This window comes from Aquimarina callyspongiae, from assembly GCF_034322225.1.
Classification (GTDB): Bacteria; Bacteroidota; Bacteroidia; order Flavobacteriales; family Flavobacteriaceae; genus Aquimarina.
The window spans coordinates 79,377-103,357 of record NZ_JAXLPA010000004.1 but is presented as its reverse complement, the minus strand read 5'-3'; the positions used below and the strand labels follow the sequence as shown (position 1 = coordinate 103,357).

The following is a 23,981-nucleotide window of genomic DNA, read 5'->3' as shown; positions in this document are numbered from 1 at the left end:
TTATTCTTTCAAATATTTTATAAAATCCGATGTATAATCTACACAAGTCGGACAATAAAGGATATCCTGTTTATATACTATACTTTTAATATTATTTTTAGTACAATAATTTTTGAGTCTAAACCAGATTTTGTTTTTTAAATAAATATTTATTCTTTGTTTTTCTTTATTAACCTCTTCTAAGTAATTCGTTTTTAATGCTTCAATTCTTTTTTCCAAAAGAATTAATTCGTTTTCTTTTTTCTTAATTTCTTTATCAGTAAAATCTACGTTTGTTGCGCAACTTACGGTGCTCTCATACCCTTTGATCATTCTTCTAACGGAATCATTATATTTAGTTTTAAGCGATTCTATACTTTTTCCTTTATTTGAATATTGGGGAATACTATTTACAATTTGATCATAACTAATATACCCTAGGTTTTCTTGTGAAAATACTTGTGATCCAAACCCATATAAAATAATTAAGAAAATTATATGTTTCATTTGTCTTAAATTATAATTTTTATATGTTATAAAACTACTCTGGGTTATACTACGTAATAAGCATATTAATAATTCCTTCAATAGGTTGTAATTCTGAAATCTCAGTAGTTACAGATTCTAAAACACTGCTTCCAACGATGGTAAAATGATCTTGTAATGTTTTTATACATTCTTCAGCTTCTTTGATTTTAACCCCGTTAGGAATCTGGTAATAGGTTTTATCATAATCTGAAGGTTCTAAACAATCAAAATCAAAGTGTAAATATAAATTGGTGATTTTTTTATCTTTTAAAGTTTGAACGAGATGATTAGGAGATAAAGTCAAAGGAGCATAAATTTTTCCTTGAGTGATTCTTTCTTGTTCGGTTTCGTCAATATCCCGAAGACCTACATAATGGATCTGATGCTCTTTTATGGTACTGAATAATAAGCTTTTCATTTTCTTTTCTCCTTCATTAAGCAACGTCCGTAATGGCATTCCATGAAAATTACAACTAGTAGAATCACAAGGACGATTGATATCTGCATGCGCATCAAACCAAATAACTCCAAGGTTGGGATATTTTTTATTAAGGTAAGAAACGGGCACAATCTCTAAACCGCAATCCCCACCAATAGTTTTTATAGTATCGGGGTTTGTAGTTTTAATATGATCTTTAAGACGTTCTAATTGCTCGGTTATGGCATCATAGTTATTGATGTCATATTTTTTTTCTCCTTCTTCGCCAGCAATAATATTTGAAAGTGGGATTTGAACGAATTCGGGATCATTGATATATTCTAAGACCGTCTTTGCACCAGGTTCAATATTTTTACCGGTTCCGGAGCCTTGCCATTGGGGGAAGTAGATTTTCATTATAAAGATTTTGTGTTTATATAAAAATTGGGATCTACCTTAACTTGTTCTGCCTTTGTCTTTAATGTTTGCCACTGATGATTGGGTTGAATCCATTGATCTTTGCCATCTATTTGAATTCGTACAGGCATATCAAAATCTTTTACAATATCTACATATCGGTACTTTAGTACTTTATCATTTAAGCTATATTCTAAAGTAGGAATCCTAATATCTCTGAGGTATTGATTAAAAAACGAGGTAAGATCAATTTTTGTTTTCTTACTTAGGTATTCTTCAATTTGCGAAGAGGTAACAGTTTGATGATAAAAATCTTTATTCATTGCTCTTAAGATATTTCTCCATTTATCATCATCTTCTATAAGTTGACGTAACGTATGAAGCATATTAGCTCCTTTATAATACATATCACCAGAGCCTTCTTGGTTTACATCATAAACACCTATAATTGGCTTGTCATTTTGAATTATTTTTCGGGTTCCTATTACATATTCTGCTGATGCTTCTTTACCGTGATAGTAATCAAGAAATATGTTTTCTGAATAGGCTGTAAAACTTTCATGAATCCACATATCGGCTGCATCTTTATGAGTGATATTATTAGCAAACCATTCGTGACCTGATTCGTGGATAATAATAAAATCAAATTTCATTCCCCATCCTGTACCAGAAAGGTCATTGCCCAGATATCCATTTACATATTTATTGCCATAAGTTACAGAGCTTTGATGCTCCATCCCTAAATATGGAACTTCTACCAATTTAAAACTATCTTCATAAAAAGGATAGGGACCAAACCAATGTTCAAAAGCTTTCATCATTTTTGGAGCATCTTTGAATTGTTCTTTAGCTTTTTCAAGGTTATCTCTTAAAACATAATAATCCATATCTAAGGTTCCTTTTTCTCCTTCATATTTTTCTCCAAAATGTACATAGTCACCTATATTAATATTTACTCCATAATTATTGATAGGATTGCTTACAAACCAGTGATAGGTTTTAGTATTATTATCTTTTTCTTCAATATTGCGCAACCTACCATTAGATACATTCATTAAATCCTTAGGAACATTAACGCTAATAAGCAGACTATCAACTTCATCATACATATGATCTTTGTTGGGCCACCAAACGCTGGCACCTAGTCCCTGACAGGAAGACGCTACAAAATGTTTTCCGTTGGAATCTTTTTTCCAGGAAATACCACCATCCCAAGGAGCGCGAACGGCTTCTTTTGGCTTACCACTATAATAAACTTCAACCGCATTGATGTCACCTTTTTTCTGTTTGGCAGTAAGCGAAACAAAATGGGCGTTCTCTTCTGATTTTACTTTTAACTCTTTTCCATTTTGTAAAACTTTTTCAATCTTTAAAGGAGGCTGCAGATCAATTTGTATTATATCGTGACCTTTCAATACTTTGTAATGAATTGTATTTTTACCAGTAATTGATTTGTTATCTGGATCTACTGCTATATCCAAATGATAATAGGTGAGATCCCACCATACTCGCTCTGGAGTAATAGAACCGCGCAAGGAATCCTGACGAGTAAATTGTTGTTCTTGAGCTAGAAGTAGGACATTACCCGTTAGAAGTAAGATCAATAAGATGTTTTTTTTCATCTATCTATGTTTATTGTTTTGATGGTTATGTTTAGACTAAGTTAAACACAAGTATAATAATTTTAATGATTAAAATATTTGTAGTTAAGTATTATCTAAACGTTTTTGAAGGAAAAACTACAGGGCTTTCATGACCATCTTTTCCTACTGTTGCAATACCAAAGAAAAAATTATCTATTACGATACCTTCTAGTATGAAATTATCAACATTTCCTACAAATCTACTGCGATCCCAGGTTGGTGATGTAGTATCTCTCCAATAAATTTTATATCCTTTGATATTTGGGTCATCACTTTTTTTCCAACGAAATTTAACTGAAGGTTTCACAATACCACCAATCTCAACATCAGTTGGAGTAGGAGGTGCCCACGCGATACTAGCAAGATTAATAGCATTTACAGCTGTAAGTTTTGCCGCAAATTCAAAATTTACGTGTTTTACAACGTCACCATATTCAATTCCGTTTTCAGTGCGGATATCCTGATGTTGTTGTGTATAATTCTCGTGAGCTTCCATAATACGGATTCCTGCAAATCCTTGATCGTTAAATGGTCTGTGATGACCACCTCGACCAAAACGATCCAATCGATAAACCATCATCGGATTCATTTCTGGCATATAAGTTTTAGTTGTTTTGTGTATATATCGAGCTAATTGTCGAGATATCCCATCTACTTCGCCACCAGCAAAACGTCTTGCAGTGCGTTGCCTTTCTGTTTCTTTGGGAGGAACAGGTTCTGAGAATATTCTAAAAGTACGATTATCGATCACACCGTCAACTCCTTTTATATTACCAATCATATCATTATTCATGATCCCAATAATATCCCAGTTATTATCTTTTGCATGTTTAGCTAATCCTTTTCCTCCAAATAATCCTTGTTCTTCTCCAGACAATCCTATATATACAACACTACTTTCAAATTTGTATTTTGAAAGTACACGAGCTGCTTCTATCGCTCCTGCCATACCGGTAGCATTATCATTAGCTCCTGGAGCATCATCTGTAAAATTATTAGGGTCTGTAATACGAGAATCAATATCACCGCTCATCATAATGTATCGATTAGGATACTTAGTACCTCTTTGAATGGCTACTACATTTACTACCCATACGTCTTTAACAATACGTTGGTTAGCTCCTTTTTTAACTAAGTCTTTTTGATAAAAAACTTCGAGGCAACCATTGCAATCTTTTGATATTTTATCAAATTCTGATTTGATCCACCTTCTTGCTGCACCGATTCCCCTGGTTTTTGAAACGGTATCACTCAGTGTATGTCGAGTACCAAAACCAGCTAGTTTTTTAATATCGGCTTCAATTCTTTCTGCTGATACATTATCTATAATATCGTAGATTCTTTGATCGGTTTGTGCAGTTAAAATAATAGAAAATAAAAATAATGTTGAGGTAAGAAGTGTTTTCATTTGTGCGATTTTAATCGCCTAATTTAATTAAAACCACTCACTACTTACTGTACCTTAACAAATTTATAAGACCATTTAGAGGTATCGTCTTCGAGTGATAAGATATAAATACCAGGAGTTAAATTTGAAACTGAGATTTTATCAGCAGCTTTTCCTTGAGATAACTTTTTACCACTCATATCATAAATAGCGTAGTTATAATTTTTTCCGGTAATGGAGAAATATATAATATTTTGAACAGGATTAGGATAAGTCATTAAGGAAGGTTCTTCTGGTTTATCCTGAATTCCTAAAGTATTGTCAAGCTCAAAAGCTCCTATATCAAGACCGTTTATAAAACGATTATTGTTTCTGTAATCGGTAGTGCCATGTGCTGAAATTACTCCGTCAGGTGGAAAATTAGTATCCCAGAAGGGATCGGTCCAGGTAGTAATATCACTTTGAATAATACCAGTATCAATTGCATCTGTAGAAGATGCTTGAATATCTAAATCACCTGTATCCGGAGAGACAAAATTAGGATTTTGCATAATCGAGGTTCCGGGTACAGATCCTGAAACTGAGGTTCCCCACCAAAGATTGGTGCCCCAAAAATTATTACTATTAGATCCAGGATTAAAATTCTCATAACAATCTGAGGTGGTGTTTTCTCCAAAAAAAATGTTATTCGCTACTCGACTTTCTTTTACTCGGTTTTGGAATACAATTTCGCTTCCCCAACCTTTATTTTTGTAAAAAGAGTTATTATAAATGTATATCCGTAAGGCATCACCGCCACCTCCATCAGGATCATCTTCTGTTTGTGAATATCCCCCAACAATCACCCCATTTTCTTTGTTATTGTAAACATAATTATTGATCATAAGAATATCAGAGGTTTCTCTAAACTGGTTTTCACTACCAAACTCAAAGCCCAAATCATTTTCTGATGATAGGTTACCGTCAAAAATAATATTACGACCTCCATCTACATAAAAACCACCTGCATTTCCTTCATTGGCATTAATTTCAGATTGATACCAGGGATTTGCCGGGATACCTAATGAATTATTCCCAAAAATTGTATTGCCAATAGCACGGTTTCCTTTTACCAATCCATTTCTGGCTTGATTATCATCACCACATGCTGAGCATACATCATCTTCAAAACCGATAAAATCAAATCCAATATTATTATTATCATGTACATAGTTGTCGATCACTTTAAATCCATTTATATTTCCGTTTAGGGTAAAAGATTCACTAGAAGAAGTTACACATTGGTATACTTCATTATTGAGGAGTTCTATGTTTTGTATTCCTCCAATAGTATCTCCGTAAACAGCAATGCCATTTGCTCCTGGACCACACCCACTGTTTTGGGTACAGGAAGAGAAGTTTTTTATATCATGAATTTTATTGTTTTTGATGGTTAGGTTTTTACAGGTGCCTTCTACCAGAATCCCTATCGGAGTGTTATTGTCATCAGCTACTGGATTTGGTGTTTGATAATTTTGCAACTCAAAACCATCTATGATCAAATTACTTGCTCCAGAAATGGTGATGAGCCCTTTTCTTCCGTTAGGAGTTAAAGAACTTCCATCTATTATTACATTTCTATTGCTTTTAATGGTAATAGGGTTATCGGGAGAACCTGAGTTTGAAGAGCCGCTAAACGTTACTATTTCAGGATAAATACCTCCTTCTACTATTAAAATATCTCCAGCCGACAATTGATTTACTCCATATTGTATAGTTTTCCAAGGATTTGTTTGTGATCCTGCGAATGAATTATTTCCGTTGGTGTCAGAAACATAAAAAGTATTTTGAGCCGATAGGTTGCATGAGAAAATACTAAATAGGAGCAGGAACATTTTTTTCATAATCATTTGGAAATACGTGGTATAGGTATAACGCAAAAAGAATACAAAACAATATGTTCAGCAAAAGAATCAGTTTTTACTCCTTGATATCTCTTAAAAATGTGACTTTGGAAATCTTTTAGTTTGTAACTTCATAAATAACATTTAGATCTGAACATTTATCACCAAATCTTACGTGTTCTCGATCTACTACCTTATTACTTAAAAGCATGTACTATCAGAGCTATGAATATTTTTTTAATGTGTCTTTATAAAAAAGGGTTTTGGATCATTGTATAAAAGTAACTTTTGAGATTTTTTCATTGTTTACTTCATATATAGCGATAGCATTAATACTACCCTTATTAACAGTAACGTTTTCTTTATCGATTACGATATTACCTAATACAATTCTATTTTCAATTTTACAATTGAGATTGGGGGTATTTTTGAAAAAACCGACATATCCAGTTTTTAAGGTTGCTACGCCTTCATACATAAACTGCTCCGGATAGCCGTATAACTTAACATCATCGGTATATGTAGCTGCAAAGGCATCAATATCTCTTGAATTATATGCTTGTAGTTGCTTATCTACAATTTCTACTGGTTTTTCAGAACTAGTAAGGTCAGGTCGTATAAAAGTTACAGTAGCTATTTTACCATTTTGTATTTCATAGATAGAAATTACATGTGCTGTACGATCAGCATAGGTAACGAACTCTTCATCTATAACTTTATTTTTAAATACGATTCTATTTTTAATTTCACAATGCAAATTAGGTTCTTCCTTGAACTTTTTTGCATAGTAAGGCCTCATCGCTTCTTTACCATTATACTTTACCTCTTTTGGAAAATTATAAATAATGGCATCATTATGATAAGTTTCCAGAAAAGCATCAATATCTCTTGAGTTATAAGCTTCTACTTGTTTTTGTACAATATGTTCTGGAGAAACGTCAGATACTAAAGCGAGTAATGTACCTATTTCATTAGTTGCAATTCTAGTAATATTGTTGATTTCTTTATCAGAAAATGTATGGAAAACACTCCAATTATCATCTGTCTTAGGATTGAACTTATAGATTACATTGTCCTTACCCATAAGAATAGTGCCATTGATTAACCAACACATGTCTTCAGCATCAGGAACAGTATTTATAATTTTTTTAGTATCACCAGTTATAGGGTCAACTGATTTAATCTCCCATTGCTTATTTTCTTTACTGATAAAACTAATTAATTGAGAATTAGGAATCTTGTGTAGAGATCTTCCTATCTTTTCTTGAATGGTTTTGTTAGTTTTTTCCTGGATATTAGAAACAACTAACGATAATCCATCGCCGGTTAATACAGAAGAGATCAGCGTATTTTTATTAAACCAGGTGTGATACCCTATTTTAAGATCAGTTATTAGAGGTTTTGATTCTCCAGTTTTAAAATCATAAGTATATAATAATTGTTTTCCTGTGGTATCAAGTCTTATGGCTGATACTGCTTTTTGATTTGGTATTTTAGTAGGAGAGTATTCACTACCAATTGCAGTATTAGAAATCCAATCAATCTTAGCATCTCTTATATTATACTTGGCGATATCCGTTTGTTTATTTCTTGTAGAAGAAAAGAGAACTATATTGTCATTATAAAATGAAGGCTGATTATCATACCCATCGTTATTTGATATATTTCTTTGGTTATTAAGTGTAATCGACTCTCCTTTGACAGATAGATCAAATAAATATACCTCTGTATTGGATTGTGAAAAAATGAATGAGCTTATCAGTAATGTGAGTCCGAAGATTATATTCCTCATTGTTTTTGTTTTCTAAAATACGCGGAAAAGGATTACTTTTTCTTAAGGATTTGTTAAGACTAGTGCCTGTTACTTTCTAAGAGAATATAATCCCAGAATTGGCCCAATGCTTAGGAAAAGATAGAGTAGCGTAGGATCAATTCTACTCGTTAAAAAAGATAGTAGTTGTATGCTGATTATAGTGATCGCAAAACCAATACAGTTTACGATAGTAAGTGCAGTACCTCTAAGCTCTGCGGGAGCAGCAGCAGCAACCATAGTTGAGAATTGCGGAGAATCAGAAATCACTAATAATCCCCAAATACAAAGAGCTGTTATAAATAGTTGAGGAGGGAGTTCAAAAAAAGCAGGAGAAGCGAGACAGAATATCCCCGAAATAAGCAATGAATTATAGGCTACCTTTCTGCTTCCGGTTTTTAGAGAAATCAAACCACCTAATATACAGGATATGGTTCCAATACCTATAATGACAAATGACCAGAATGAAATTTGAATCTCAATAGATTGCATATCTGCATATGTTTTAAGAATAACCGGTACAAATCCCCAGAAAGCATATAGTTCCCACATATGACCAAAATAACCAAAGGCAGCTTTCCTAAAATTAGGAATACTAAATAATTGTGTGATTACACCTAGTTGTAATTTGGATACACTTTTTCTATAAGGTCCATCAGGAACTAATAACCACATGCTTATTCCACCGATAGTTGCTAATACAGAAGTACTGATAATCACAGCACGGTAATCACTACTCCAGGAAAACTCATTGATAAAGTGCGGAAACGCTGTTCCTAAAACCAATGCTCCTACAAGAAAACCAAGAGCTTTGCCTAGTCCGTCTTTATAATAATCAGAGGCAATTTTCATCCCAACAGGATATATTCCTGCCAGAAAAAAACCAGTGCTAAATCTTGCATTTAATAAATTAAAGACAGTAATATCAGGTATTAATAAAGCCAAATTACTCAAGCCTCCCAAAATCGCACAAATCATAAAAATTCTTGAAGGAGAAAATCGATCAGAAAGCGTAAATAAAGCAAAAGTTAAGGTGCCAACTATAAAACCAAACTGAACAAAAGATAATAGATATCCCAAAATATTAAATCCTACAGTAATCTGCGAAGCAAGATCATCAATGACTGCATTTCCTGCAAACCACAATGAGGTACAAAAGAATTGCGAAATAATGATTATGGGAAGTATGTAAAATTTTGGCTTCAGGGATGAAAAAGGTTTACGGAAATATACGCATTATTTTAAATGCGATTACCTTTTCTTTCAAAGAACCCCAAAATTAACATGAAATCATCAAAGGTAAAACTTAGATTGTTGATCTAATTGCTTGGTGTTATGAACTATTACTCTCTAAGGATAATAGTTCCAAAAACATCTGCATTAATCCATCCCAGGTTTTTTTCTTCTCCAGGAATAAACACAGAACCTATAAAGTTTTCTCTTTCTTTGCTACTATCATTATCATTATATGCAACAGCAAATCCTAGTTTTTGATCTTTTTGAAGAATAACTGCATCGTTAGCTTTTCCTTCTTCATACGTATCATCATACACAACGATTTCAAATTCCCATACAGAAACATCATCTTTAGTTGTTCTTCTGGTTTTTACGTGATTATTATAAAGTACAGGTTTTTGGTTTTTATCAAGGTCAATAACATTTCCATCTAAAGCTACATGATAAGCAAACGCGTTATTTGAGTATTGATGCCCACCACCAGAATTATCGGCATCTATAAATATTTCGACACAATCATCATCCCACCATAATGTTAACGGATCATTGTATTGATCATATAAAGTTTGGTCTTTGATTTCTACTAATAAATATAGTGCTTCTGGAGTCCAGGCCATTTTATACCTTCCAAAAAAATCTTCAAAAGAATAAGGATCTCCCAACCACCTTTGATCAATTGAATACCAGGTAGTCTCATTCCAGATAGGATCATCCATATTTCCATCAACATTAGGAACAATAACGGCTTTTTTTATTTCTCTAACCTGATGATCTTTCTTTTGAGAGGTTTTTTCAACAACGGCAATTTCATCAACACGATTAGTTTTGATCTCATTTTTACAACTTACAATAAGAATGAATAGTAGCAGGAAGGATAGTTTTTGCATTTTAAAGTTTTATTATAAAGCCGAAATATATTAAAAAGATAGGCTTATCTGTACTGAATATCCTAAAGTTAAGATTTTGTAAAGTAGTTGAGGTGTTTATTATAAATTGATTTTGTGTTTTCAGGAGAATTTATGTTTCTTTAAGATTTAATCTTAACCAACGATTAGAAGATAATAATGAAAATATAGCTTCACATAATTTTAATTTTAATGTCAATTAATACTTCTTCTCAAACACCAAAAAAATCTGAATATGTTTCAATAAATGGAAAAAATATTTATTACGAAATGTATGGTGAAGGAAAACCTTTATTTCTTTTACACGGATATACACAATCTTCTATATCCTGGAAACCATATATTAAAGATTATGAGAAAGAGTACGAAGTATATTTAATAGATTTAACCGGGCATGGAAAATCTGATGCTTTTAAGGAAGATCTTTCTATAAAATCAGTAGCTAATGATCTTAACTCTTTAATTCAATATTTGAAATTAGAAAAGATCAAAGCCATTGGTTTCAGTTTTGGCGGAGATGTGCTGTACCAACTTGCTTTAATCAATCCAAGTATAATTGAATGTATGATCACAATCGGAGCGGTAGGAACGTGGACAATCAAGGATTTTCCTGAATACTTGAAAGCCTTTACATTTGAGAATCGAGATAATTTTCCCTGGCTTAAGACTTCTCATGATAGTGATGAACACATTAAAGGAGTGATGGAACAGTTTAAGAATTATACTGTAGCACTCAGTGACAACGAATTACAAAGCATACAACCCGAGGTGTTAATCATGATTGGCGATGATGATGAAGGTATGGATCTAAAAGAAGTAGTTCGAGTGAAGGAAAACTTACCTAATTCGGATCTGTGGATATTACCTAATGTTTCTCATGGAGCACACGAAGGAGAAACAAAAGAAGAATTTATTATAAAATCAAAAAGCTTTCTGAATAAGAAATAGTGATGTAAATGCTGTATGAAAAGTATTAAATGCATTTTATTGATACTTATACCTGATTATTAGAACTGTAACAAAAATTGATATGAGTTGTCTATGAATTGAACATTGAAAATCAACTTACAATGAAAAACTCAATTTTTCTACTAATACCGTTACTTTTTTTAAACTGCAAAAAAGTTAATCGAGAACAAGAACCTAATAAAGTTGAGAATCCTAAAATATCAGCTTTAGAAACACTTATTTTGGATCAAAAAACATCATTTAACGTCCCTGGGATGGCAGTAGGTGTAATAAAAGAAGGAGAAATTTTTTATGCTAATGGGGTAGGAGTAAAAGATTTGGAATCTAAGGATGCATTGACGCAGAAATCAATTTTTCATATGGCTTCGGTTTCAAAGCCTTTTGTTGCTACAGCCATCATACAATTAGTAGAACAAAACAAAATTGAATTAGATAAAAAGCTAACGGATTATCTACCATACTTCAAAATGAAAGATGATAGGTATAAAGAAATTACGATACGCCAAATACTAAATCATTCATCTGGGATTCCTGATGTTCAGGATTATGAATGGGATAATCCGCAATATGATGAGGGGGCTGCAGAACGATATGTAAAAAGTTTTGATGTAAAAGAATTAGATTTTACTCCTGGAGAAAAGTATAATTATAGCAATGCCTCTTTTAATATACTTGCAGATGTGATAGCCAAGGTTTCTGGGATGACGTTCGAGGATTATATGCAAAAAAACATATTCGAACCAATCGGTATGATAAATAGTACTTTTTATAAGCCTGATGTTCCTGAAGAATTAGCAACAAAACCTCATGTATTAGGAGATCAATTGAAAATAATAACAGGAGATTTTTATCCATATAACAGAATCCATGCACCAAGCTCTACATTACATTCCAACGTAGATGATATGTTATTATGGGCTCAGTTAAATCTTAATAAAGGAACGATAAACGGAAAAACAATTTATAATAAAGATTCATACAAATTACTAACAACAGGTCAAGTCAAAGTGGGTAAAAAGGATAGTGTATGTCTAAGTTGGTTTACCGGTCATTTAGAAGGTTTTAAGATGTTTAGACATAGTGGAGGAGATGAAGGGTATAGAACTTTCTTTGGATTTATTCCTGAAAAAAAATCGGCAATTGTACTTATGGCGAATAATGATTTTTTATGGAGTGAAAATGCGGCAAATCATCTGCTAAGAAATATTCTTTTAGAAGAAAACAAACCCTGGAAAACACCAATTCACTTTGTATTAAAAGATTATATCCTTAATGAAGGAATAGAAAAATGTAAGCAAGTATATTTTGAGAAGCAGACAAAAACCCCAGAAAAATATATCTTAGATAGTTGGTGTATTGATGAATTAGGATATTGGTTATTAGATCGAGGATACAATAAAAAAGCTTTAGAAGTATTTCAATTTAATTTAGAATTAGAACCCAATTATGCTGGTTGGATAGATAGTGTAGGAGATGCGTATCGTGCTATGGATGAAAAAGAAAAGGCAATACATTGGTATAAAAAAGCATTAAAAGTCAAGCCTGATCAAGAGTTTTCGAGAAAAAAATTAAACGAACTGATAAAAAATAAATAAGTACAACAAAACGGTCAATCAAAAACTAATATGAACCCTATTTCAGATCTAATTAACAGAATTAATAATGAGAATCTTTGGGATAAAGAAATAGAGTTAAAACGCAATGAGTATTTAAAAGTAAAAGGAAGTATTGATACCAATATTTACCTGGTAAAAAGTGGAAGCTTGAGAATATTTGTAGTAGATGAATACGAAGAGCATACAATTAGGTTTGGATATAAAAACAATCTGATAGCCTCTTTAGATTCATTTTTAAACGAAAAGCCGTCAGATTTCTATATTCAGGCATTAAAAAAAACGGTGGTAAAGGTTATCAATAAAAAAAGTTATATGTCTTTTATAGAATCATCACCTCAGAATAAAGAAATATGGCTTAATATTCTCAAAGATTTTGTCTTGCAACAAATGGAAAGAGAAAGAGACATTCTAACATCTTCTCCTATTGAGAGATATAATAGAGTTTTAAAAAGAAGCCCTCAACTTTTTCAAGAAATACCTAATAAATATATCGCATCCTATTTAAGGATGACTCCAGAAACACTTTCAAGAATTAAAAAATCTTAATCTCAATCAAGTTTTTTAATAATCAGGATGCTCAAATTTGTAATAAAAAATATATGGAATTAGCATCCGAACAATTATTACAAGAGTTATTAGAGATTACACGCGAGAATATAAATTTTGTAGAAAATTTAAAAAATCAACCTATTGATATTTTAAACGGGAAAGAAAACCTTAAAAGTTGGAGCGCATTAGAATGTATTGAACATTTAAATAGGTATGGAGATTTTTATATCCCAGAAATATCTGATAAAATAAAAACTTCTAATTATAAAAGCTCAAACGTTTTTAAAAGTAATTGGCTAGGAAGATATTTTAGTAAATCAGTTTCATACAGTGAGAAATTGAATAAAATGAAAACCTTTACATCTATGAACCCGATAAATTCAGAATTGGATATTCAAACACTTGAGAAATTTATAGATCAGCAACATCAGATAATTGAATTGTTGAACAAATCCCAGCATGTAGACCTTGATAAGACTAAAACCGCAATTTCTATATCAAAACTGATTAAGCTTAGATTAGGAGATACATTTAGAGTTTTGATATATCATAACTTTAGACATATCAAACAGGCAGAAAAAGCATTGAGTATCGTTGATAACAATACATATAAAAAGAAATAAAGAAAGCGTTAAAAGATTTTATATAATGTAGTTACAATAACTCCTTTAAAGTCATTTGATTTAATAGATAATAGCTGTTTCTCTTCTTTTACTTTAAGATTAAAAGGAGACGCTAATACGTTTAAACCACTTTGTTTTTTTAGTCTAATCCCTTGCCCAGATATAATGTCTTTATTAGGTATAAACTCTTCATCGGGTATATGCTCTGTTAAAATAACATATTTAAAATCGGTTAGTTTATTGAGGATACTTTGTACCTCTGCATTCGATAAATGTTGTAATACTTGCCTTAATAACACACAGTCTCCAGAAGGTATATCATCTACTGCGATATCCAAACAATGAAATTCTAAATTTTCTTCCTTGAACTTTTTTTTATTACGTTCTATAAGATCCGTTACTATATCAACAGCGATATACTTCTTAGAATACTTTACCAATTCTTTTCCTACATTAAAATCCCCACAACCCAAGTCACATACTAGCAGGGGGTTTTTAAAAGATGTCAAAAATGATGTTATAACATTTATATATGGATTTACAATATCAGGATGATGTGATCCTGTACCAGAATAATAATCAGATTCATTATCACCCCAAAGTTTCATTTTATAAACTTGTTCCATAGCATCCTTGGTTGGCCAGGGCTTCTTTATTTTTTTAGTTTCATTTTTTTTCTTTTTCATGAATATACTATGGATCGGTATAGGTTATAAAAGGATATAATATTAAAACAAACGTATATGATTTACAATTTTTAATGTAACCAATATCAAAATCACAGGTCTCTATTAAAAAAACATTGATCAATGAAGAAAAGAATTTATATAGTTTTAGTATTTATTGGTGTTAGTCTATTAGCTAATACCATTTCTGCACAAGTACATATTAAAGGTAGTATTGAAATTGATCTGAATTCTGGATTATTTACATGCGATGTAAACTTATCTAATATTCCAGAATTAAAAGAGTATCGTATCCTGTTAAACAAAGGGATGAATGTCAAATACTTTAAGGACAAAAAAAATGAACTAATTAATTACAATGGACATTATGATGGCGAAATGAAAGGAGAAGCCATAGAATATGTCCTTAAAGTAGATTCTACAACAGCATTAAAAGAACTCAACGTTACATATTTAGGTGCTTTTCCGGTGTATGCTAATGATTATAATAATTTTGATTACAAAGGCATCATTGCTTTTAATAACCAGACCGTTAGAGCAACCGAACAAACAAAATGGTATCCTGTAATTTATGATAGTGTACATGATAAACTAATGAATAGTTATACCTATGATTTAACAATCAGTATTGTGGGTGGTGATACTATCTTTTTAAATGGAACCGCTCCGCAAAAGAAAAATACGGCCCGTTTTGTTTCAAAAAAAGCGTATCCATTATTGCTATTTGCCGGTACCTATGATTTTATAGAAAATGATGGAGACTATATCTTAAATACCGCTGTAACCAAAGAAAATGCAAAAGACATCTTTAAAAATATAGAGATCATAAAAAGTAATCTCTCCAGAAATCTAGATCTTGAGTTTACAGACCATATTTATTTAATTAACCACAAGGCAATCAATCAAAGAAAAAAAGGAAGTAGTTGGGGATTTAATACATATCCTTCTTTTGCATTTACAGGGTTGGATTTTAATGAATTGACAGATGAGAATGGTAAATTCTCTAACGATTATCTTAGATATTTCGGTCACGAATTTGGACATAATTATTTTGGTAATAATGTATTGTCAGGAAAGTTAAAATGGTTTTGGCTAGAATCATTTGCTGAGTATTTATCATACAATATTGCAGAAGATTTAATTGGAATAGAATTCCTGAAAGAGGTTTTGATTAAGAGAGCAAAATATTTAAAAGAGGACGATGTTTTTATTCCATTACATAACATAAAAGATACAAATGAGATTGGAGAAAAATATAGATATATCATGGCTCCGCTAATGCTTAAATGTTTTGAAGATACCTTTGGAAGAGCTAAAATGAACCTTGTCATTAAATCTTTATTAGAATTTGCTAAAAGTGAAACGCTGACACTTCAGTATTTTAAAAAATCCGCAATAAAAAGCGGAATTAAAAAAGAAGACTTCGAGGAGTTTGAAAAGAAGTTTATGACAAACGAAAACTTCAAACAAAACATCATTCAAGAAATCAAAAATAGATATAACTAAAACAAGAATGAATTGTGTTTTACCCTATTGTTCCATTTTAATATTTAATACAACGAATACAATGAATTTACTTAGAAACCTGATTTTAATTCTTCCAGTATTATGTGTTATTTCTTGCAATTCTGATTCTAAGAATGACGAATCAACCAAAGTGAATATCGTTTTTCAAGAAGCGTCTGCTAAATTTACAGAACCTCAGAAAGATTTTATCCATAAAGTGATAACCAATTCAGGAAAGGAGGTTCGAAAACTATTACCAAAACTTCCGGATGGCATAAAAGTTATTGTGGAGAATGTAGATTGGGATCTTGATGCTGTTGGAGGAGTAACCGGAAGAACAGAAACCAATGCTCCACCGGTGGTTTTCATTCAAATCTCAAATAAGTATCAGAACGGAATCATTGATTCGGTGCGTTTAGGTATAAAATCTACCATCTTTCACGAGTTTCATCATTTGTCCAGAGGATGGGCGATAAAAGATAATACGTTTAGCCCAGGAATCCCTAATGCGATGGTTAATGAAGGTTTAGCGGTTGCTTTTACAGAAATATATACAGGAAACGTACATGAAGGAAATGCGTATACCGATGTTACCGATACATGGGTAAAAGAAATTTTGTTACTTCCTATAGATGCAAGTTATGCAGATTGGGTAATGGGAGAACATCCGGATGGGAGAACGTATATAGGGTATCGAACCGGAAATTTTTTAATAAGGAAAGCAATGACGAATTCTGGAAAAAATATTTTAGAGTTAAGTAATCTTACCCCAAAAGAAATAATAAAACTAGCAGGCTACTGATGCCGATTCGTTTTTAAGATTTTTTTGTTTGCTTGATTACTGCGTAGTGATATCAGATCTATGATCCTTTTTACTTTTCGATTTCATTCTAAATAAAACTCTACAAACGATAGTTTATCTGTAGGATTATACTCAAAAGAGCCTGGGTTTTATGTAGTAGTTTTTTAAAAACACTTGCCTTATTTATATTTTTCGTTTTGTTTTTTCGGGGAATTTTCCTTTTCTTTAGAATCGATTAATTACAAAATAACCGTAGATTATAGGTGTATTATACGTTTATAAATAGTTAGATAAAATGTAGATATACCATATTGGTATATTCAATTGTTAGGCGCAATTAAGAAAACAAAATGAATATAGAGAAAATTAACATAGAAGGCTTATTTGGAGAACATGACTATCATATCCCAGTCGAGGACAACAAATTAATTCTTGTAGCAGAAAATGGTTCAGGAAAAACGACAATCGTAAATATTATCTATTATTTACTCACAAGACAATGGAATAAACTATTACGCTATAATTTCAAAAGTCTTTCAGTTACGGTTGGTGGTAAAGCCTTTAAGATCTCCAGAGATGAAATGGATATATTAAACTCACCCAAAATTCAAAAATATTTCAAAAGATATCCTAAGAGCGTAAAAGAGAAATTAGCAGACCTACTACTTAATATAGACCCATTCGAAATAATAAAACATCCCTATAAATACGAATACACTGCTGATAGATTTGGAATACCTTCTCATTTACTCTTTGAAATATCGAATGTTTTAACCCAAGAAAACTTATCTCTTTTTGATGAAGTCCTTCCCAAACGAGGGAAAGCTCTTTCAAACCTTATTGACTCACAAATACTTTACTTACCAACATACAGGAGAATTGAACAAGATTTAAAAAATATTTTCCCTGATTTAGAATCTGATATTGATAAATATAGAAAAAGAAAGAGACATCGCGAACCAACTGAAGGAAGTTATGTGGAGTTAGTAGAGTTCGGCATGGAAGATGTCGAAGACAAGATTAAACACCGATTATATGAGTTACGAGAAGATTTGAATAACAAATTAAAGACCAACCTTACGGGTGGATATTTAAAAGATGTTATTAACCGTGTTTATCAAGACATTTCATTTAAACAAATCGAAACTTTCAAGGAAGAAGCCCTTTCGTCAATCCTTGATAGAATTGATGAAAGTGTATTATCAAAACAAGAAAAAAATAAACTTATAGATTTCGTTAATGATGTAAACCAAAAAGGTTCAATTGATAAAGAGGAGAATAAAATAATCGCATATTTTATTTACCGTCTTTCCGATATCTACAATGAGCTAATGAGGGAAGAAGAAGATATAAAGCGTTTTGTTTCTATTTGTAACGAATTTTCTGGTAACAAAAAGTTCATCTATGATAACATAAACTTCAAAATTTCAATTCACCCTTTGATAAAAGGACGTGTAAGGAAAAAAGATGAAATTTTATTCAAAGATTTAAGTTCAGGTGAAAAGCAAATTGTATCCTTATTCAGTCACATATATCTATCCAGACGTAAAAAATTCTTTGTAATAATTGATGAACCTGAACTTTCACTATCTGTTCCATGGCAACAACGTTTTTTGCTAGACATTACCAACAATGAGTATTGTGATGGACTAATTGCAGTAACTCACTCTCCTTTCATTTTCGAAAATGAATTAGAACCATATGCCAAGGCGTTGAACTCATTTATAGAAAGGTAGTATATGGAATTCTTGGATTACTTAAAAAATGCGGCTAAATCAAGCACCTCTGTTTATGCGAAATTCCTTCAACAATATAATTTTGGCAATAACGGAATTCATGTCTTTTATGAAGGAAAAGACGACCCTTCATTTTATTCAAATTACATTGAACGATATAAGGGTAAAAAACAAAGAATATTTTACTACCGAGCTCAAAACAAAAAAAGTGTTTATCATAATTATTCGCAAGTCGATTGGTCTCAATACAAAAAAAATAGGGTACTCTTTCTAGTGGATAAAGACTTTAGAGATATCCTAAATGAAACATATCCAACTGACACAAATATTTTTGAAACCAAATATTATTCTATTGAAAACTATCTAGTAAACAAATCAATGTTTGCAAGATGTTTAAGAGAGTTATTGTCAATAGATGACGATAAAGTAATTAATCAAATAACTCGAGAATTTATTATACAATTGACAAACTTCCATAAGGAAATAATGCCAGTAATAGCGCTTATACTTTATTTCCGAGAGAATAAATTGAATGCGAACCTTAATCAAATCGATCTGTCCCAAGTTTTTGAATTTAAAGAGAAGGTAAAGCGCAAAAGAAGCATAAAGGAATTCTTAGAAAAATCAATGGACACACCAAATGGAGCACCATGGAAGGACGTTCTTACACATAGTAGAACTTTATCAGAAATAGACAATTCCAAATACTATGTACGCGGAAAATTTGAAATGTGGTTCTTCTTGAAGTTCTTAAACAGTTTACCAGATATCCTAAACTGTGACAGAAAAAAAGGAGAACCAAAATTTAAACTGAATGTAAATTTATCCGCTGCTACAGCTGTCCAAGTATTAGCACCGAGATTGAGAATCCCAAAAGAGCTGAAAGAATTCTTAGATAATAACCTAAAGAAAAGCGCCTAACAATTTGTATAATGCATATGCTCCCTTCGGGAAGCAAACGCACCATACAAGAGACGTTGTGCATAAGGCGAGAAAACAAAATAAATGGATAAAATTTTACTTTCCACATATCTGATAAAAATTCAAGATAGACAAAAAAATGACCAAGTTTTAAGTCATTTCAACGGTACTGACGATTTTTTTCGCGTTTTTGAAAACTATTTAAATTCTATTTTTGAGAACATATTAGCAACAGCTGATACAAGACAAACAACGGCATTACATTTAACTTTAGAAGCACCACCTACGGTAGATATTGAAAACAGGAGGATTTACGGACACTTTTCGACTGGAGTAAGTGGTGAACAATACCAAATAAGAGATGTGGAAACACGAGAAGAAGTATTAGATGTCCAAAGGAATCACGCTGCATTTAGAAATATTTTCTTTTACATAAAAATGCCTACGCAAAGAGATAATGGAGTATTAATACTTCAACGAAAAGCTAAATTTGGTATCAAAACAGTTTTCAAAAAAACTATTAACCAATACATTAGAGAACAAGGCTATCAAAATTATACCGTATTGGTAAATAATGTAGTTCACGGAAGAGTCTATAGAAGAATGATAACTGATGGAAACCTTAAAAAGGTAGATTTTATAAAAAGAAGAATTCCTAGCTCAATTGAAGAATACTACAGAAATAATGGAACACCTGAACAAATTCCAGGAACATTAAAAACATCAATGCTATCATCAACTGGAAGTTTACCTCAAAACTTCAAAAACTTTGTAGACAATTTATTCACTAATCCTGACAGAGAAAGAATTGAAATTGACGGAATTGATGAAGACTTTGATGAAGTGGAATTTGAATTGGAATTAAATGGTAAAAGAAAGACTTTTTATGTTATGCATAGAAATCGAATTCAACCAGATGTAGATGTAACATCACAAATTGAATTCTCTGAACAAGGAGAACCATTAATTGAATCACTGATACAACAAAGTGAAGAATTAATAACCGATATAATTGACTTAAGACTTTAATATGTTAGAGCGTATAAATATTATATCGATAATTACAGACCATTTTAAGACACTAAAAAGCTTAAATCAAAAATCAAATTGGGTTAATGGAAAAGATTTATTGTTATTCATCGGTTTACCCTTGACACTTTCCATTTTATTAACTTATAAAGGTTATACTTTTAAAGACCAACTAGGGAGTTTAATTGCTGCTATTTCAATTTTTGGAGGTTTTCTATTCAACCTTTTAGCGATAATCTATAGTCAATTAGACAATATTGAGAAAGATGCTAATAATGAAAACAGTGACCTAAAGAAAAAGTTTGTAAAAGAGATACACAGTAATATTTCATTTTGCATAGTTCTTTCAATTTTTATAGTAATAACTCTTTTGCTTACAACTATTGACATTCCTGAATTTCAATATGATTGGATAATTAAAAAGTCAATAATTGGAATAAACTATTTTTTGATGTCTCTCTTTTTATTGACACTTATAATGATTTTGAATAGAGTATACATTTTATTAAAGAAAAACGGAGAAAAATAAGTACTGTGCGCAACACGGTGTATAAAACATAGCTAATAAGTACTTAACCGAAAGGTTTGTGTTTATTTATAAAGACCGCCAAATTTTTAATTTGGCTTTAAGAATAGAAAAATTAAATCAAAATATAAAAATTGGGCTCTGTGTTAATTCGAAAATTTAGTGCCATTTTGCACGCCACGTTTCATACACAAGACCTTTGTACGTAATTTGAAAACAAGTATTTAGAATGTCAGTAAGTAGTTATAGAAATAAAGTAAGTCAACTTAATTCTCAAATAGCGGATTTGATGAAAAAACAAGCTGCGGAAAGAAAAAAAGAAGTGGATTTGAATTCTAAGATTAATGACTTGACTAAAAAAATGTTATCCACTAAAAGTCTTTCAACTGCTCAAGGTTATCAAAGACAAATTGACTCAAAATCAAAAGAATTAATTCGAGTAAGTACTAAAGTTGCTGATTTTGAAAAAAAGTTAGCTGATAAGCGAAAAGAGCTTTCTAGAAATCAAGATTATTTAACTAAAGCACTTGATATCGAAACAAAGAAAAGGCAAAATCAAGAATTAAATTTCTTGAAAGAAAAAGAGAGAATTAACAGGTCTGAATTAAGTAATATCAGAAACATAAATCACGAAATTCAAAGACAACAGAACATTTTTCAAGATTACCAAGTTCCAGAAAGTGAATTGACTGAAAATGATGTGGAATATTCTTTAAAAGAACTTACCCAATTACATCAGAGAATTGACTCTGTTTTAGAAAGGTTGGATAAACTTGGATTCGGACAAGAAATAATATTTGAGGAAATCGAAGAGCTCAAAGGGAAAAGCAAAAAAATCAGTAAGAAAGATTTAAAAATGATTCTTATCGGAAAAATTGTAAGCTTCGGAATGGGAAAAATTGATACTGAATTAGCAGCTCAAATCTTTGAGGAAATTACAAACGTTGATTTGACCAAATTAACTGAATAAACTACGTACAACAATGGCTATAAGTAATTGCTTGTTCTCACTTGCTTCTGAGAATTCTCGCGGATTTTCTATTCGGTTTGTATTCGCTAATTTAGTTGCTAACCAACGCAACTAGCCATACACAAACACGTTGTATATCATTAGAATCCAAAACATGATTAAAGAGATTATTAAAACGTTTTTAGAACAATTCTCAGAACTTTCTGAGAAGGAAAAACAACAACTGGGCTCAGAACTTAACGTCCAAAAAATTATTAAAAGACAAATTCTTCAAGAAGAAGGTAAAATTTCTGTGAATTGTTTTTTTGTTCTCAAAGGTTTGGTAAGAGAATATAAAATAATTGATGGAACCAAGAGAACTGTTGAGTTTTACACCGAGTCTCATCCTGCAATACCTTCTGAAAATTTTATAAAAAATTTGCGTGCTGATACATATCTTGAATGTGTAGAAGACTGTTTCTTAATAGTTGGAGATCATCAAAGCGAATCCAAATCATTAGAAAACTATCCTGCTTTACAGAATATAATTTCGAAAATGGCAGAAGATGAGTGGGTCAAAGCGACAAAAAAAATATCTGCATTTAAAACTCAATCCCCAGAAAAGAGATATCTAAACTTTTTAAAAGAAAGAGTTGACTTGATAAATAGAGTTTCAGAAGGTCAAATCGCAAGTTATTTAGGAATTACTCCAGAATCTCTAAGTAGAATCAAAAAACGACTTTTAGATAAAAGTAAACTATGTAATTAGTCTGTTTAAGGAAATTCTAAATATTTAATTTCTTGACTATAGTCAACGTTTAAGAGGATGCTTATCTATTACATTTATGAAAAATAGATATCCATGAAAATTGATACAATGAAAGCTGCTATCTGCACGAAATATGGTGGTCCAGAAGTTATACAAATTCAGAAGGTTGAGAGACCAACCCCTAAAAATGATGAAATATTAGTAAAGGTGATGGCAACTACTATTAATTCAGGAGATGTAAGTGTTAGAGCACTCAAAACTAATGGATTAAAAAAATTAGCTATGAAATTTACCTTTGGGTTTACAAAACCACGTAAATCAATTCTTGGAACCGTATTTTCAGGTACTGTAGAACAGATTGGTAATAAAGTGAAAAACTTCAATATTGATGACGAAGTTTTTGGAGTTACCGGTTTCAAGTTTGGAACACACGCAGAGTATTTAACCATTTCTGAGAAAAAGCTGGTAACCAAAAAACCTATAAACGCAACATTTAACCAATCAGCTTCAATTTTATTTGGTGGACAAACGGCTATTTACTTTTTACAAAAAGCTAAAATTCAAGAGAAACCAAATTGTAAAGTTTTAATTATTGGAGCCACTGGTTCAGTTGGTTCAGCAGCGATTCAAATAGCTCAATACTACAAATCTGTAATAACTACAGTCTGTCATTCAAACGACGAAGAGTTTATCAAAACTTTTAATAGTAACCATTTCATTTTTTACAATCAGGAAGATTTTACAAAAAGTACGTTGTCATATGATATTATTTTTGATGCATCAGGAAAGTTTTCCAAAAAACAATGTGCGCATTTACTAAATAATGGCGGAGTTTTTAAAACAGTTGGAGGAATGGAATATGCTACTGAGACCATAGAGCAACTTGAAATGTTGAGAGAATTATATGAAAATAGAAAGTATCAAGCAGTTATTGACAAGATTTATCAATTCGATGAAATTGTAGAGGCACATAAACATATAGATTCTGGCAGAAAAAAAGGGAATACTGTAATTGAGATGAAATAAAAAACGCTACACAATAATATGAAAGGTTAATTATCTGACTATGAGTTGTTTGTTAAAGGTTTGCCAGA

The 23,981-nt window shown here is 31.5% G+C and carries 22 protein-coding genes; 13 read left to right on the top strand and 9 right to left on the bottom strand.

Annotated features, from left to right (window positions below; all coding sequences use genetic code 11):
- The 8 genes from U0D62_RS16900 to U0D62_RS16865 form a co-directional block, all read right to left on the bottom strand.
- Nucleotides 1-486, bottom strand: coding sequence for an OmpH/Skp family outer membrane protein (locus U0D62_RS16900; RefSeq protein WP_322288503.1), 486 nt, complete (start codon nt 484-486; stop codon nt 1-3).
- Between the two features lie 49 nt (nt 487-535).
- Nucleotides 536-1,342 (bottom strand): arginase family protein, encoded by an 807-nt coding sequence (locus U0D62_RS16895; protein WP_322288502.1) that lies wholly within the window; start codon nt 1,340-1,342, stop codon nt 536-538.
- The gene (locus U0D62_RS16890; protein ID WP_322288501.1) at nt 1,342-2,964 is read right to left on the bottom strand and encodes a M1 family metallopeptidase; all 1,623 of its coding nucleotides are present in this window, start codon (nt 2,962-2,964) and stop codon (nt 1,342-1,344) included. The genes U0D62_RS16895 and U0D62_RS16890 overlap by 1 nt, the downstream gene beginning before the upstream one ends.
- Nucleotides 2,965-3,055: 91 nt before the next feature.
- Nucleotides 3,056-4,393 carry a M28 family peptidase gene (locus U0D62_RS16885; protein WP_322288500.1) on the bottom strand — a complete coding sequence of 446 codons (1,338 nt, stop codon included), beginning with the start codon at nt 4,391-4,393 and terminating at the stop codon, nt 3,056-3,058.
- 44 nt (nt 4,394-4,437) lie between these two features.
- Nucleotides 4,438-6,255 carry a T9SS type A sorting domain-containing protein gene (locus tag U0D62_RS16880; RefSeq protein ID WP_322288499.1) on the bottom strand — a complete coding sequence of 606 codons (1,818 nt, stop codon included), beginning with the start codon at nt 6,253-6,255 and terminating at the stop codon, nt 4,438-4,440.
- A 268-nt stretch (nt 6,256-6,523) separates the two neighbouring features.
- Entirely contained in the window at nt 6,524-8,047 is a 1,524-nt protein-coding gene (locus U0D62_RS16875; protein WP_322288498.1) for a nuclear transport factor 2 family protein, read from the bottom strand.
- 69 nt (nt 8,048-8,116) lie between these two features.
- The gene (locus U0D62_RS16870) at nt 8,117-9,235 is read right to left on the bottom strand and encodes an MFS transporter (RefSeq protein ID WP_322289101.1); all 1,119 of its coding nucleotides are present in this window, start codon (nt 9,233-9,235) and stop codon (nt 8,117-8,119) included.
- Nucleotides 9,236-9,408: 173 nt separating this feature from the next.
- A complete protein-coding gene (locus U0D62_RS16865; protein ID WP_322288497.1) occupies nt 9,409-10,188 on the bottom strand; it encodes a sugar-binding protein in 780 nt (259 codons plus the stop codon).
- 210 nt (nt 10,189-10,398) lie between these two features.
- On the opposite strand from U0D62_RS16865, the gene U0D62_RS16860 reads away from it, so the two are divergent.
- The 4 genes from U0D62_RS16860 to U0D62_RS16845 all read left to right on the top strand — a co-directional run bounded on the left by U0D62_RS16860 (nt 10,399) and on the right by U0D62_RS16845 (nt 13,963).
- Nucleotides 10,399-11,154 (top strand): alpha/beta fold hydrolase, encoded by a 756-nt coding sequence (locus tag U0D62_RS16860; protein ID WP_322288496.1) that lies wholly within the window; start codon nt 10,399-10,401, stop codon nt 11,152-11,154.
- Between the two features lie 122 nt (nt 11,155-11,276).
- Entirely contained in the window at nt 11,277-12,770 is a 1,494-nt protein-coding gene (locus U0D62_RS16855) for a serine hydrolase (RefSeq protein WP_322288495.1), read from the top strand.
- Nucleotides 12,771-12,800: 30 nt separating this feature from the next.
- Nucleotides 12,801-13,337 carry a Crp/Fnr family transcriptional regulator gene (locus U0D62_RS16850; protein WP_322288494.1) on the top strand — a complete coding sequence of 179 codons (537 nt, stop codon included), beginning with the start codon at nt 12,801-12,803 and terminating at the stop codon, nt 13,335-13,337.
- A 53-nt stretch (nt 13,338-13,390) separates the two neighbouring features.
- Nucleotides 13,391-13,963, top strand: coding sequence for a DinB family protein (locus U0D62_RS16845; RefSeq protein WP_322288493.1), 573 nt, complete (start codon nt 13,391-13,393; stop codon nt 13,961-13,963).
- An 8-nt stretch (nt 13,964-13,971) separates the two neighbouring features.
- Here the strand turns inward: U0D62_RS16845 and U0D62_RS16840 are convergent, their stop codons facing one another.
- Nucleotides 13,972-14,649 (bottom strand): class I SAM-dependent methyltransferase, encoded by a 678-nt coding sequence (locus tag U0D62_RS16840; RefSeq protein ID WP_322288492.1) that lies wholly within the window; start codon nt 14,647-14,649, stop codon nt 13,972-13,974.
- A gap of 123 nt (nt 14,650-14,772) precedes the next feature.
- Here U0D62_RS16840 and U0D62_RS16835 point away from each other — a divergent pair, with 123 nt between their 5' ends.
- The 9 genes from U0D62_RS16835 (at nt 14,773) to U0D62_RS16795 (ending at nt 23,913) form a co-directional block, all read left to right on the top strand.
- Nucleotides 14,773-16,155 carry a M1 aminopeptidase family protein gene (locus tag U0D62_RS16835; RefSeq protein ID WP_322288491.1) on the top strand — a complete coding sequence of 461 codons (1,383 nt, stop codon included), beginning with the start codon at nt 14,773-14,775 and terminating at the stop codon, nt 16,153-16,155.
- 61 nt (nt 16,156-16,216) lie between these two features.
- Nucleotides 16,217-16,957, top strand: a complete 741-nt coding sequence (locus U0D62_RS16830) for a DUF2268 domain-containing putative Zn-dependent protease (protein WP_322288490.1) — start codon at nt 16,217-16,219, stop codon at nt 16,955-16,957.
- A gap of 350 nt (nt 16,958-17,307) precedes the next feature.
- Nucleotides 17,308-18,693, top strand: a complete 1,386-nt coding sequence (locus tag U0D62_RS16825; RefSeq protein ID WP_322288489.1) for an AAA family ATPase — start codon at nt 17,308-17,310, stop codon at nt 18,691-18,693.
- A gap of 3 nt (nt 18,694-18,696) precedes the next feature.
- Nucleotides 18,697-19,614 (top strand): DUF4435 domain-containing protein, encoded by a 918-nt coding sequence (locus tag U0D62_RS16820; protein ID WP_322288488.1) that lies wholly within the window; start codon nt 18,697-18,699, stop codon nt 19,612-19,614.
- A gap of 84 nt (nt 19,615-19,698) precedes the next feature.
- The gene (locus U0D62_RS16815; RefSeq protein ID WP_322288487.1) at nt 19,699-20,643 is read left to right on the top strand and encodes a hypothetical protein; all 945 of its coding nucleotides are present in this window, start codon (nt 19,699-19,701) and stop codon (nt 20,641-20,643) included.
- Between the two features lies 1 nt (nt 20,644).
- On the top strand, nt 20,645-21,172 hold the full coding sequence (locus U0D62_RS16810) for a hypothetical protein (protein ID WP_322288486.1): 528 nt from the start codon (nt 20,645-20,647) through the stop codon (nt 21,170-21,172).
- A gap of 286 nt (nt 21,173-21,458) precedes the next feature.
- Nucleotides 21,459-22,139, top strand: a complete 681-nt coding sequence (locus U0D62_RS16805; protein WP_322288485.1) for a hypothetical protein — start codon at nt 21,459-21,461, stop codon at nt 22,137-22,139.
- A 154-nt stretch (nt 22,140-22,293) separates the two neighbouring features.
- Nucleotides 22,294-22,887: a Crp/Fnr family transcriptional regulator gene (locus tag U0D62_RS16800; RefSeq protein ID WP_322288484.1), complete on the top strand. Its 594-nt coding sequence runs from the start codon at nt 22,294-22,296 to the stop codon at nt 22,885-22,887.
- A 93-nt stretch (nt 22,888-22,980) separates the two neighbouring features.
- A complete protein-coding gene (locus U0D62_RS16795) occupies nt 22,981-23,913 on the top strand; it encodes an NAD(P)-dependent alcohol dehydrogenase (RefSeq protein WP_322288483.1) in 933 nt (310 codons plus the stop codon).
- The last annotated feature ends 68 nt before the right edge of the window (nt 23,914-23,981 follow it).